Genomic DNA, 13,543 nt, shown 5'->3' with positions numbered 1-13,543 from the left:
GATGACACAATTACAAAAACAATTCGAAGTCCTGCGTTGGGCTTCTCTTTTTTTAGAAAAGCATGGTCGTGAATCCCGTGTTGCAGAGATACTGTTGCAACATTATTTAGGCGTAGATCGACATCAATTCTACATGTTAATGCGAGAACCTGTACCAACTGAGGTTGTGGATACATTCAAAGCAGCTGTTGAAAAACACGCAATAACGGGCATCCCGGTACAGCATTTGACAGGGTATGAGATGTTTTATGGTAGGGAATATATCGTGAATGAACATGTACTAATTCCACGACCTGAGACAGAGGAGCTTGTTCAGCATATTACTCAGTCAACCGACACTTCAAGAGAAAAGCCGTTGACAATTATTGATGTAGGTACTGGCAGTGGTATTATAGCAATTACATTAGCGCTAGAAATTCCTAATTCCATCGTTTATGCAACGGACATTTCGGAGGATGCGTTAAAGGTTGCTAAAAAAAATGCCAAGCAGCTGGAAGCGAATGTACATTTTCTGCAAGGGGATTTTTTACAACCTGCAATTGAAAAAGGCATCCAGGTAGATATCCTTGTGTCCAATCCACCGTACATTGCAAAATCAGAAGCACCTGAGCTATCTGATACGGTGAAGGATTTTGACCCGGAACTAGCATTATTTGCGGAAGCTAACGGGCTTGCTGCTTATCAAGCAATTATTGATCAAGCACCAAAAGTTACAAAAACAAAAGCAACATTAGCGTTTGAAATTGGTCATGAACAAAGTGAAGCGGTTCATGCACTTATTCAAGAAACCTTTTCAGAAAGCACTATTTATACAATACAGGATATCAATGGCAAAGATCGCATAGTAGCAGCCAAAACAACAAAAAAATAAGAATTTGCTAGAATACTAGTTTAAAATCATTTTGTCCTGTCCATACTGGCAATTAATGAGTTGGAGAGGGGAATTACGAAATGAAAAAGCTAGTATTTTTTGTACTTATATGTTTTGTATTATATTTTTCACTGCCATTAAATGGTGTAAGTAGAGAACTGATGAATGAAGAGGAAGATTATCAAGTAATTCCTGATGAAGCAATTCGTTTGAGAATACTTGCAAATAGTGATAATGAGCAGGACCAAGCACTAAAACTTGAAGTTCGCGACCGTGTCAATGAAGTAGTAACAGAGTGGGTACAGCACATTACGGATATCGATGAGGCGCGTGAATTAATAGAATCGCGTATTCCGGAATTGGAACAAATCGTGAAAAGAACAATTGAAGAACAAGGCACAGAGAATGATTATAGTGTCGAATATGGAAAAAATATAACTTTTCCAGCGAAGCTTTATGGTTCCTATTTATATCCAGCAGGTGAATATGAGGCAATTTTAATTACATTAGGTGAAGGAAATGGTTCAAACTGGTGGTGCGTATTATTCCCACCGCTCTGTTTTCTCGACTTTGCAGGTGGTACGACAGTGGCTGAGGCGGCGGATGCAGACACGGTTGTGGAAGAAGAGATTGAAGAAGAAGATGAAACTGAAATCAAATTTTTCTTGTTTGAATGGTTTGGCTGGTCATAGTCTCTCTATTAAATGCATAGAATGGAAGAAAAGGTAAATCATAATTCTATCAAAAATTTATTCGTAGAGGTGAAACCATTGAAACTCATTCTAGCTAAAAACATGTCCTATGAACAACTGGAAACGTTTTTCACCAAGAACCCTAATGTGGATAAAAATAGTGTATTTGAAAAAGGCTATGTTGTTGAAATGAACAATATGGTCGAGGGCTGTTTTATTCTTGACCAAGTAGAAGAAGGTATTTATTGGTTAAAGCAATTGTATATTACACAATCAGAAGCTGGAAAGCTCCCGTTTTTATTAGAGGCCATCTTAGTACTTGCAAAGGAACGCAATGCAAAAAGTGTTTATGTCCATAGCCACCAACCTGTAGTAGATTTGTTACTAGAAGCATTGCAGTTTTATCCACAAACAACAAGCCTGTTTGAGAAAAAATATCCTGTGAAAAGTGGAAATTGGTGGGCATATAATGTTTCCTAATGATTATTCACATTATGCACAATCATCTGTGCATAAAATGTTGGGAAGATGTTAATAAGTCTATGGTTTTGTGGATAACATTCATTTGATTGTGTGTAAATTTCATGATCGAATGAATGTTATCCACATTTTGCGTAAATTGCCTCAATCCTCTAAAATAGGAGATAGAAATGAGGTAGCAAAAATGATAGAAACAAAGCGTTGGAATATACGAAATGACGAAACCTATAATAAGCAGGCAATGGATCAAGCTGCTGACCAGATAAAAAATGGACATACGGTTGCTTTTCCTACAGAAACAGTATACGGATTAGGAGCAGATGCGACTAATGAAGCTGCTGTAGCAAAAATATTCGAGGCAAAGGGACGCCCGCAAGATAATCCACTAATCGCACATGTTGCAACTGTAGAACAATTACGACGACTTGTGGATAACTTCCCGCCTTATGTTGAAAAATTAATCGATGTATATACTCCGGGTCCACTAACATTCGTTCTTCCAAGTAATGGAGCATGTGCGAAAAATGTTACAGCAGGGTTATCCACAGTCGGAGTTCGGATTCCGGATCACCCAGTGGCGCAGCAGCTTTTGCAATTAGCTGATGTACCGGTGGCAGCACCGAGTGCAAATCTTTCTGGTAAACCGAGCCCGACCAACGCAGAACACGTGTGGGACGATCTCTATGGGAAAATCGCAGGGTTATTAGACGGTGGTTCCACGGGTGTTGGTTTAGAATCGACGGTAATTGATTGTACACAGGATATCCCCGTTATTTTAAGACCCGGTGGGGTGACGAAGCAGCAGCTCGAAGCAGTTGTTGGAACTGTTATGATCGATCCTGGTCTCGCAAATGAAAAAGAAAAGCCGAAGTCGCCAGGGATGAAATATAGGCATTATTCGCCAGAGGTACCTTTATTGCTTGTGGCAGGTACGGTAGCCAGAATGCAAGCGACTATCGACGAGCGGCAAATAAAAGGAAACCGGGTTGGAGTATTAGCAAGTGAGCAAATAGCAAGGCAGCTGCACCACGTGGAAATTCGCAACCTAGGAAGCAATTTACACGAGGTTGCATCTAACTTGTATGATGGTCTACGTGCTTTTAAACAAGGGGATGTAGATGTTATCATTTGCGAAGCTTTTTCTGAAGAAGGAATCGGTCAAGCTGTGATGAACCGGTTGAAGAAAGCAGCTAGTGAAATCATTCGTTAAAGACATTCATATCTTCCCTTGGACATGCATATAGTTAACAAGCATGTCCAAGGGGGATTCGTGAATGTCTTTTTCAGGTGAAATCGTATCACTATTCGTTGTTGCCATTGCAATTGGCATGGATGCATTTTCGATTAGTCTTGGATTAGGACTGGTAAAATTACGTTTAAAGCGAATCGCTTTTGTTGGCATGACCATCGGTATATTTCATATCATCATGCCATTTTTCGGAATGGTACTTGGAAAAGCGATTTCCGAACAAATTGGTGATTTAACAACATTGGCCAGTGGTGCTTTATTGTTTTTTATTGGAGCGCAAATGTTTTTTTCTGCATTTAGTCATGAAGCACAAAAGCGAATGCAGCCAGTTGGACTAAGTCTGCTTTTGATCGCATTTACGGTTAGTTTAGATAGTTTTACTGTAGGGTTAGGCCTAGGGATATCGGGTGTTCGAGTAATTCTCACACTAATCTTATTTGGTGTTGCTAGTGCTTTTCTTGCGTGTCTAGGAATGCTGCTTGGTAGAAAAGTACAAGGCTATCTTGGTGTATATAGTGAACTACTCGCTGGCAGTATCTTATGTTGTTTTGGCATATATATGCTATTTGGATAATAGAAGATTTCAGTTGAATACTGGGGTCTTCTCTTTTAATTTGTACAAAACTTGAATACGGAAGCAAAAGTGCTTCATTTTGTCTAACACGTTCGTTGGAAATATGGTATATTTGTCGTAGAGTTACTAGATGGAGGGCGTTTCATGAATATATTATTTGTCTGTACTGGTAATACGTGCAGGAGTCCAATGGCGGAAGCGTTGTTAAAAGAAAAGATGCCCGAAGCAAGCACTCAATCGGCTGGGATTTTTGCGAGCCATAACCTTCATGCCAACGCGTTTGCAATTCAATCCTTAGCAGAACGTGGGATTCAGTGCGAGCACAGGTCACAACCAGTGACAGCGAAATTACTATCCTGGGCTGATGTTGTGCTAACGATGACCACCGGACATAAGCAATCGTTGATCATTGATTTTCCTGATTATCAGAATAATTTTTATACGCTAAAGGAATACGTATCGGAAGCCGATAAACAAGTATGGCAGGAATTACAAAAGGCGTATGCAGATTTAGAAGTAAAACGTGCTCTTTTTATCCAGCAACATGGGACTAAACTGGGCAAGCGAGAGCTAGAGCGACGGTTACAGGAATATCTAAGTCATGAGTTGGCAACGATTCGTGGACTAGAAACGAACCTAATCAATTATGATATCTCCGATCCGTTTGGAGGAAGCTTGGGAATCTACCAAGAGACGTTGAACGAACTGGAAAAACATATCGACCTGCTAATCAAAAAAATTAAGAAGTAGCCGGAGGAGAAAGGCATGAACAAAAGCTATAAGTTTAGTTTACGTTTGAAACTCGTAATCTTTACAACCATTTTGGCGATTATAACGTATACATTCAGTGCGATATTCATCTATTTACTTTATGATTATGTACAACCGTACTGGAATATTTCAATTGAATGGTATACGATTATCATTTTGTTACTTGGAGTTATTTGGTCTGGTATTCTAGCTTTTTTTGCAGCAAGAGTGATTACAAAGCCAATGGAAAGTTTAGAGAAAGTCGCATCCGAAGCAGCGAAAGGAAATTTAAATCAAGAAGTACATATTCCGAAGTCGCATGATGAAATTCGTGATCTTTCCATTGCGGTGGATACAATGCTGAACAACTTAAACGAAATGGTACATAACATTGATAAGCATTTTGAAAGTACGAATGTGACGGTTTTACAGATGAAAGAAGCCTCCCATTCGGCGGCACAGCATTCCGCTTCTATAGGTACTTCGATCTATGAAATTTCCAAAGGTGCGGAGAATTCCTCAGAAGCCATCCAGAATACCGCAGAGGCTGTTGAACTTGCTACGGAACTAGCTAAAAAGGTACAAGAAAAAGCACGGCAATCAAAAGTGAAATCTAGTGAAATGCTAGAGACATTAAACGAAAGTAAAATTGTCGTGAACCAGCTCGTAAAAGGTATTCAAAAATTAGCAGACGATCAAGAGCTTTCATTAAAAGACGTTGATCATCTAAAGCAAAACGCGATACAAGTGGAATCGATTATTACAATGGTTGGGGAAATCGCAGAACAAACGAATCTATTAGCATTAAATGCATCCATTGAAGCAGCCCGGGCCGGCGAGCATGGAAGGGGATTTGCCGTAGTTGCCGAGGAAATCCGCAAGTTAGCTGATCAAAGTGCTCAAGCAGTTCAGCGTATTTCTAGTTTGATAGAAACGATTCAAGAAGATGTGAATCTCGTTGTAAGAAAAATAAACGATAATGTTATGTATGCAAAAAAAGAAGCAGAAAATGGAGAAGGCACGAACAGAACAATTGAGCAGATGTCTGGTTCGGTGAATGATGTGGCATCGGAAATTGATATGATTACAAGTCTTGTTGATAAGCAATTAGAATCGATTCAAGATACAGTAAGACAGTCACAGGAGGTTGCTGCAATCGCTGAGGAGACATCAGCAGGCACAGAGGAAGTAAATGCAGCAATTCAAGAACAAGTATCAACGATGGAACAAGTAGATCAGTTAGCTCAAAAAATGGAAGAGCAGGCACAACGTTTAAATAAACAGATTAATCAATTCAAGGTTTTCTAATTTCTTATTGATGGTCATACGGCAATATTCTTTGTACAATTGGAATTGGATGAACATTTTTTAGGATGTAAACATAGGTCCTTCGATGCTTGACATAAACCAATGGAAGGTGAAGAATAAATGGCATATGAAAATATACAGCAAAATATGACGTCAATAGTAGCGCAATGGTTGGAAACGGACTATTTGCGAAATGGTGAATTATTTGTTGTTGGATGCTCAACAAGTGAAGTTGCCGGACAGCATATTGGAACATCTGGCAGCGAACAGATTGCAGCAGTTATTTTTAAAGAGCTACAAGCATTACAGCAACAAACTGGCATTCATCTTGTATTTCAATGCTGCGAGCATCTGAATCGAGCACTTGTTGTTGAAAGAGAAGCTGCAACTGCCTATCAGTTGGAAGAAGTTTCCGTTATCCCAATTCCTACAGCAGGGGGATCGATGGCTTCATATGCATATAAGCATATGAAAGATCCAGTTGTGGTTGAAGCAGTTCATGCTCATGCGGGATTAGATATTGGAGAAACGATGATTGGGATGCATTTAAAGCATGTAGCTGTTCCACTTCGATTTAACGAGAAATTTATTGGGAATGCGCGAGCTACTGCCGCAAGGACTCGTCCAAAACTAATCGGTGGTCATCGAGCAAATTATGAGAATACGAGATTAAATGGTAGCTGTAAATAAGTTATTAATGGGAGGATTTAACTCCCAATAATATAGTTTGAAAAGGAGGGTAAAAAGGACCGAGAAATTCGCCGTGTCATTTTTACCGGAATTTTTGAACAACCTTTATATAGTTTTAAAATATTCTTATACATAGGAGGCTTTACTTATGGAACATGTTAAACAAGCAGATGTAGAAATATATGAAGCAATTCAAGCGGAGAAAAAACGCCAGCAGGATAAGGTCGAACTGATCGCGTCTGAAAACTTCGTGTCTGAAGCTGTAATGGAAGCAATGGGCTCTGTGTTAACGAATAAATATGCGGAAGGATATCCAAATAAACGCTATTATGGTGGTTGTGAGCATGTTGACGTTGCAGAGGATTTAGCTCGTGACCGTGCAAAAGAGCTTTTTGGTGCAGAACACGTCAATGTTCAACCACATTCTGGTGCGCAGGCAAATATGGGTGTCTATTTCTCCATTTTAGAGCCGGGTGATACAGTACTGGGAATGAATTTGAACCATGGTGGACATTTGACACATGGAAGTCCTGTTAACTTCAGTGGAAAGCTTTATAATTTCGTTGACTATGGTGTCGATAAAGAAACTGAAAAAATAGATTATGATGCTGTTTTAACAAAAGCAAAAGAAGTAAAGCCAAAATTAATTGTTGCTGGTGCAAGTGCATATTCCCGTCATATTGATTTTGCGAAGTTCCGTGAAATTGCTGACGAAGTAGATGCTTATCTAATGGTTGATATGGCGCATATTGCAGGTCTCGTTGCTGCCGGGCTTCACCAAAATCCGGTTCCATATTCTGATTTTGTTACGACAACAACACATAAAACATTACGTGGCCCTCGTGGTGGAATGATTTTATGTAAAGAAGAGTATGCGAAGCAAATTGATAAGTCAATTTTCCCTGGAATTCAAGGTGGACCATTGATGCATATTATCGCTGCAAAAGCGGTATCCTTTAAGGAAGCATTATCCAACGAGTTTAAAGAATATGCGAATAACATTATTAAAAATGCGAAAGTCCTTGGGGAAGCATTGAATGAAGAAGGAATTCGTATTGTGTCAGGTGGAACGGATAATCATTTGCTATTATTAGATGTAACACCACTTAACTTGACTGGAAAAGTTGCTGAAAAGGCTCTGGACGATATTGGAATTACAACAAATAAAAATACGATTCCATTCGATACGGAAAGTCCATTTGTAACAAGTGGAGTCCGTATTGGTACCGCTGCTGTAACATCTAGAGGCTTTGGTGAAGAAGAGATGAAGGAAATTGCTGCCATTATTTCATTGACATTAAAAAATAATGAAGATGAAGCAGTATTAGAAGAGGCTGCAAAACGAGTAGCTGCTTTAACAGAAAAATTTCCATTATATACACAATATGCTTAAGTAGTAGACGAGGATACTCCGAATTCGGGGTATCCTTATTACGTTTTTGTAACAAGAATAAAACTAAACTTGAAAGCTGGCTTGTTTTTCAGTACAATTTTAAAGATATAACTAATCTGAAGGAGTGATCTACAATGGGAAATGTTTTTGTATTTGATCATCCGTTAATTCAACATAAATTAACGTACATAAGAGATAAGAACACAGGAACAAAAGAATTCCGCGAACTTGTTGATGAAGTTGCGATGCTTATGGCTTTTGAAATTACAAGGGATCTACCATTACAAGAGGTAGAAGTGGAGACACCGGTAACCACTGCAAAATCGAAAACATTAGCTGGGAAGAAAATAGGACTTGTTCCAATTTTACGTGCTGGAATCGGGATGGTTGATGGCGTACGTAAGCTTATTCCAGCAGCAAAAGTTGGACATGTTGGTCTATACCGTGATCCAGAAACATTAAAGCCTGTGGAATATTATATTAAATTACCTTCGGATATTAACGAGCGTGAGCTGATTGTTATTGATCCAATGCTTGCGACTGGTGGCTCAGCAAATGACGCTATTCATTCATTGAAGAAGCGTGGTGCGAAAAACATTCGTCTTATGTGTATTATTGCTGCACCAGAAGGCGTTGAAGTTATTAAGAAAGATCATCCAGATGTTGATATTTATTTAGCGGCTATGGATGAAAAATTAGATGAACATGGCTACATCATCCCAGGACTTGGAGATGCAGGCGATCGTTTATTCGGTACAAAATAAGTACTGCTACAATGTAATAAATAAACAACAAACGGAGAATGCAAATTAAAGTTGCATCCTCCGTTTTTGAATTAATTTTCTAGCAGCTTTACCATATTCGCCATTTCAATAGCAGATATAGCTGATTCAGCTCCTTTATTTCCAGCTTTTGTCCCAGCACGCTCGATTGCCTGTTCAATCGATTCTGTCGTTAGGACGCCAAAAATGATTGGTTTACTCGTCTGAAACGATACGTTGGCAACACCTTTTGCTACTTCATTACAAACATAATCAAAGTGTGGGGTAGATCCACGAATAACCGTTCCTAACGTGATAATAGCATCATACTTGCTGTTAGCAGCCATTTTTTGTGCGATTAACGGAATCTCAAATGCACCTGGTACCCATGCTATATCAATATTATCTTCAGCAACACCATGTCTTTTTAGAGCATCACGTGCACCATCTAATAATTTTGACGTAATAAATTCGTTAAATCGAGCTACTACAATCCCAATTTTTAAATCTGTACCAACTACGTTTCCTTCATATGTTTTTCCCATTTCTCCTGTCTCCTTTACGAATGAACAATCATTGTTTTATTTGTTTTACGATAGGCAATTAAATCTGCTATTGAGATAACTTTTAGATCAAATTTTTCAGCCATGATTTCAAGATCTGGTAGTCGTGCCATTGTACCGTTATCCATAATAATTTCACAGATGACACCTGATGGAAAGGCACCACTGAGAAGAGCTAAATCAACAGCTGCTTCTGTATGACCGGGGCGAGTTAACACACCACCATCTTTAGCAATAAGCGGAAACATATGACCTGGCTGTTTGAAATCACTAATATGTGCGCGAGGCTCTGCCAAAGCCAGAATAGTGTTTGACCTTTCTTCGGCGCTAATACCAGTAGTTGTATTTTTATGGTCAACAGATACTGTAAAAGCAGTACCATATGGATCCGTGTTCTGATCGACCATCGGTGACAGCCCGATATTTTTCGCATGTTCTGCTGGAAGGGAAACACAAACGAGTCCTTTTCCATGTGTGATCATAAAATTAATTAAGTCAGGTGTTGCTTTTTCAGATAAAGCAACAAGATCACCTTCATTTTCTCGATTTTCGTCATCGACAACAATAATTGGTTTTCCAAGCTTTAAATCAGTAATTGCCTCTTCAATGGTATGCATGATCATTTAACCTCCTATATAAATCCGTTTTTTTCAAGAAAAGTGTGATTAATTCCTGCATCTTGCTTCATGCTTTGACTATTGAGCATATTTTGAACATACTTCGCAAGCATGTCGCATTCGATATTCACGATATCCCCTTTGCCCTTTTCACCAAGAATTGTTTCTGCTGCGGTATGGGGAATAAGGGAGATGGTGAATTGATTTTGCTTTACTTCGAAAAGGGTCAAACTGATTCCATCAACTGTAATGGAACCTTTGTGCATTAAAAATGGAATAAGATCCTCAGATATTTCGATGTCGTAATAAATAGCATTTTCATTTCGATACACATGGACGATTTGACCTGTACCATCAACATGCCCAGATACAAAGTGTCCGCCAAATCTTCCATTTGCAGCCATTGCTCGTTCTAGATTTACCTTAGAACCAGGTTTTAAAGCTTGGAAGGAGGTGGACTTTATCGTTTCCGGCATAGCATCCACTTGAAAGCTATTGGAGCTATAGCTAGTCACCGTAAGGCAAATGCCATTAACAGCAATACTGTCTCCAATAGCAACATCCTCCATTACCTTGCTGGATCCTATAGTCATTTGGACAGCCTGATCGGAAACCGTCAGCAATTTCTTTACGACACCTTTTTCCTCGATTAAACCTGTAAACATATACTTCACTTCCTTTCGTAAGATCGCATCCTTTGGAAATGAAAAAAGCCCCTGAGTATCCTCAGAGGCTTTGTGATTAGAATTTTAATAGTAAGCAATGGAAAAAATATGTAATACAACAAAACAGCATCCTGTTAATTGTACAAAAAGTATACAAATAACAGCACTCGCCAAAAGTATTACAAAGAGCGTGCCTACCTAAAATTCCTTCTCCCATCCAGACTTTAACTGTCGGTTCTGGTTTTGCACCAGATCCACCGCTTGGTTATAGACCTTAATAAAACCGCGCGGGTCACGGACTTAGAAGCTATGCTTCATCACCGTCGGTTGGGAATTTCACCCGACCCCGAAGGAATATGCGTATTCAATTTTGAAAATAGTATATCATTAGTTCATAGGAAAAAGCAACATTATGAATAATTTGCATATGGATACAGCAATCAATACTTATTAAAAGCCCCTTGAACTAGAAGGTTTCCATAACGATACTAATGTATAATATCTCATTCATTCCAAAAGCTATTACTAAAAAAGGAGCAAGCATCTATGCGGATTTTTAGTATTCTTTTACTGTTATTATTTCTATTTATTCCACCAACCCCGGAACTTCATGCGGAAGAAGAGAGGGAGTCTATCATTATCGAAGTGGAAGGGGATCCGGAAGTACATAAAGAATACTTGGAAACGTATCATCCGTTTATCGAAGTTATTGCGGTCTATAAACAATTATTTAACGGAATTGCCTTACAAGGGGCTCCTGCAAACTTGCAAAAGATAGAGTCGCTCCCATTTGTCCAAAGCATCCACATGGTACAGCATTATGAGTCACTTCCATTAGAAAACCATGGTGAAACGGGCAGTGAAGTATATCCATCTCATTTAAATACGACCTCATTCACTGGAAAAGGGATAAAGGTTGGAGTTGTTGATACCGGGATTGACCATGATCATCCTGATTTACAGAAAAATTACATCGGTGGATATGACCTCGTTGACCTGGATGAAGACCCAATGGAGACACTTCCAGAACAAGGTATACCAACATCTCACGGCACCCATGTTGCAGGGATTATTGCAGCCGACGGGGAAATGAAAGGAGTTGCTCCAGATGCAGAAATTTACGCCTATCGCGCGCTCGGTCCTGGTGGTGCAGGAACATCGGTACAGGTCATAGCTGCAATGGAGAAGGCGATTGAAGATGGGGTAGATATTATCAATTTATCACTTGGAAATAATGTAAACGTTCCTGACTTTCCAACAAGTGTAGCGGTAAATCGAGCTACCGAACTAGGCGTACCAGTAGTTATAGCAAATGGTAATAGTGGTCCTGGGGATTGGACTGTAGGATCACCAGCAACTGCTGACAAAGCTTTATCAGTCGGTGCATCCACTTCACCAACAGAAACTCCTTCCCTCTATGAACCGATGGCTGAGCGAACAATCCCGCTTACTGAAATGGTAGGTTCTTCTCCGTGGAATTTGACAAAGGACTATCCAATTGCAGATGGTACAGAGGAGAATGGATCGTTAAACGGGCACATCGCAGTAATGAAGCGTGGAGACATACCGTTCTATGAAATGGCGAAACGTGCAGAAGAAAGAGGGGCGGTAGCTGTGGTAGTCTATAATAAAGAGAAAGGAACGTTTCAAGGGTCCGTTCAAAATAAAGAAGCTCCGCTAAATATACCAGTCGTATCGATAACTATGGAAGATGGTATATGGCTGAAAGAGCAGAGTGCAGGGAAAAGTATTTATTTGGAAACTGCTTACGAACATGAAGAACGTACAATAGCTCCATTTAGCTCCAGAGGGCCAGTTACCATTAATTGGAATATCAAGCCAGACGTGGTTGCGCCAGGGACGAATATTTTGAGTACGGTTCCAGGAGGTTATGAGCCACTTGATGGAACAAGTATGGCTGCACCACATGTTACTGGTGCTATTGCATTAATTAAAGAGGCGCATCCAGATTGGACGATCCAGCAAATCTTCGGTGCTCTAAAAACAACCGCACATGTAATCGGAGAAGATAATGTCTTAGCATCCACGATTCAAGGAACGGGAGAAATTCAACCGGAAAAGGCAATTGAATCGAAAACAATCATTCATAATCCACAACTCAACTTTGGACAAATAAGTGGGTATAGAGAAACAAGTGAATTTACATTAACCATTGAGAATATGACAGATGTTGCACAGACATATACCTTTGATTATCCAAAGCAAAAGAACGGTGTTAATTGGAAGCTGCCAATGTCTTTTACAATCGAAGCAAACCAGAAAAAGACAATCCCAATTGAGCTTGGTATAACAACCGCACGAATGGAGGAAGGTGTTCATCAAGGGTGGATCACATTATCCTCTCAGGATGAACAATACAACTTACCATATATTTTTGTGAACCAAAATGCTAATCAACCAAAAACAGCAGGGTTTGAGTTTGCGATGAAGACTCTCACGGAAGAAACATATGAATATCGGATATATCTAACAGAACCTGCAAGACGGGTAGAAGTTGATCTTTATGATCCTGAAAGTCTTGTATTCAAAAGACGACTATTAGAAACGGGAAATGTAAAAGAAGGAGAACATCAAGGTGAAATAAGTAAAAAAGACGCTGGTGAATCAGGCTACTATCTCGCGGTAGTAACCGTATTTCTCGAAGACGGAACTTATGAAAGCACACCAACTATTGTATATATAGAATAATTCATTGTTCATATGAGACAAAAAAACCAAAAAAAATCAAGGGAGTTCACAGAAGTGTCACATAAAACGACCCAACTTTCATTTATAATGAATGTTGGGTCGCTTAATAGTAATTTACAGACAAGAAAATGCCACATATTGTTCCGATGATAAATGGTAAATATAGTATTTTTATAGATCTTTTAAAATTACAATTTATCTCCGTGTTCCAATTGACAATA

13 protein-coding genes, 1 pseudogene and 1 riboswitch are annotated in these 13,543 nt (G+C 39.3%); of the genes and pseudogenes, 11 read left to right on the top strand and 3 right to left on the bottom strand.

Annotated elements, in window-relative coordinates; genetic code table 11:
• Position 1: 1 nt before the first annotated feature.
• The 10 genes from prmC (at position 2) to upp (ending at position 8,771) form a co-directional block, all read left to right on the top strand.
• A complete protein-coding gene (prmC, locus tag F1560_RS13545; RefSeq protein ID WP_149475161.1) occupies positions 2 to 871 on the top strand; it encodes a peptide chain release factor N(5)-glutamine methyltransferase in 870 nt (289 codons plus the stop codon).
• A gap of 80 nt (positions 872 to 951) precedes the next feature.
• Positions 952 to 1,563, top strand: a complete 612-nt coding sequence (spoIIR, locus tag F1560_RS13540; RefSeq protein WP_149475160.1) for a stage II sporulation protein R — start codon at positions 952 to 954, stop codon at positions 1,561 to 1,563.
• A gap of 78 nt (positions 1,564 to 1,641) precedes the next feature.
• Positions 1,642 to 2,043 (top strand): GNAT family N-acetyltransferase, encoded by a 402-nt coding sequence (locus F1560_RS13535; protein ID WP_149475159.1) that lies wholly within the window; start codon positions 1,642 to 1,644, stop codon positions 2,041 to 2,043.
• Positions 2,044 to 2,227: 184 nt separating this feature from the next.
• Positions 2,228 to 3,253, top strand: a complete 1,026-nt coding sequence (locus F1560_RS13530; RefSeq protein WP_149475158.1) for an L-threonylcarbamoyladenylate synthase — start codon at positions 2,228 to 2,230, stop codon at positions 3,251 to 3,253.
• 64 nt (positions 3,254 to 3,317) lie between these two features.
• Positions 3,318 to 3,866 (top strand): manganese efflux pump MntP, encoded by a 549-nt coding sequence (locus F1560_RS13525; protein WP_149475157.1) that lies wholly within the window; start codon positions 3,318 to 3,320, stop codon positions 3,864 to 3,866.
• A 144-nt stretch (positions 3,867 to 4,010) separates the two neighbouring features.
• Positions 4,011 to 4,616, top strand: coding sequence for a low molecular weight protein arginine phosphatase (locus F1560_RS13520; RefSeq protein ID WP_149475156.1), 606 nt, complete (start codon positions 4,011 to 4,013; stop codon positions 4,614 to 4,616).
• A gap of 15 nt (positions 4,617 to 4,631) precedes the next feature.
• The gene (locus tag F1560_RS13515; protein WP_149475155.1) at positions 4,632 to 5,924 is read left to right on the top strand and encodes a methyl-accepting chemotaxis protein; all 1,293 of its coding nucleotides are present in this window, start codon (positions 4,632 to 4,634) and stop codon (positions 5,922 to 5,924) included.
• A gap of 120 nt (positions 5,925 to 6,044) precedes the next feature.
• Entirely contained in the window at positions 6,045 to 6,614 is a 570-nt protein-coding gene (locus F1560_RS13510; protein WP_149475154.1) for a TIGR01440 family protein, read from the top strand.
• Positions 6,615 to 6,762: 148 nt separating this feature from the next.
• Positions 6,763 to 8,007: a serine hydroxymethyltransferase gene (locus F1560_RS13505; RefSeq protein ID WP_149475153.1), complete on the top strand. Its 1,245-nt coding sequence runs from the start codon at positions 6,763 to 6,765 to the stop codon at positions 8,005 to 8,007.
• 134 nt (positions 8,008 to 8,141) lie between these two features.
• Positions 8,142 to 8,771, top strand: coding sequence for a uracil phosphoribosyltransferase (upp, locus tag F1560_RS13500; RefSeq protein WP_149475152.1), 630 nt, complete (start codon positions 8,142 to 8,144; stop codon positions 8,769 to 8,771).
• Between the two features lie 71 nt (positions 8,772 to 8,842).
• Here the strand turns inward: upp and ribH are convergent, their stop codons facing one another.
• The 3 genes and pseudogenes from ribH to ribE all read right to left on the bottom strand — a co-directional run bounded on the left by ribH (position 8,843) and on the right by ribE (position 10,613).
• Positions 8,843 to 9,313, bottom strand: a complete 471-nt coding sequence (gene ribH, locus F1560_RS13495) for a 6,7-dimethyl-8-ribityllumazine synthase (protein ID WP_149475151.1) — start codon at positions 9,311 to 9,313, stop codon at positions 8,843 to 8,845.
• A gap of 26 nt (positions 9,314 to 9,339) precedes the next feature.
• Positions 9,340 to 9,951 (bottom strand): annotated as a pseudogene (gene ribB, locus F1560_RS13490) (3,4-dihydroxy-2-butanone-4-phosphate synthase); the annotation flags it as partial.
• An 11-nt stretch (positions 9,952 to 9,962) separates the two neighbouring features.
• Positions 9,963 to 10,613: a riboflavin synthase gene (ribE, locus tag F1560_RS13485; RefSeq protein WP_149475149.1), complete on the bottom strand. Its 651-nt coding sequence runs from the start codon at positions 10,611 to 10,613 to the stop codon at positions 9,963 to 9,965.
• Between the two features lie 201 nt (positions 10,614 to 10,814).
• Positions 10,815 to 10,971: riboswitch (FMN riboswitch) on the bottom strand.
• A 188-nt stretch (positions 10,972 to 11,159) separates the two neighbouring features.
• Between ribE and F1560_RS13480 the strand changes: the two genes are divergently transcribed.
• Complete coding sequence (locus F1560_RS13480) at positions 11,160 to 13,322, top strand: S8 family serine peptidase (protein WP_149475148.1); 2,163 nt, start codon at positions 11,160 to 11,162, stop codon at positions 13,320 to 13,322.
• The last annotated feature ends 221 nt before the right edge of the window (positions 13,323 to 13,543 follow it).

This window comes from Oceanobacillus polygoni (genome assembly GCF_008304605.1).
GTDB classification, from domain to species: domain Bacteria; phylum Bacillota; class Bacilli; order Bacillales; family Amphibacillaceae; genus Oceanobacillus; species Oceanobacillus polygoni.
This window is presented reverse-complemented; position numbering and strand designations above follow the sequence as displayed.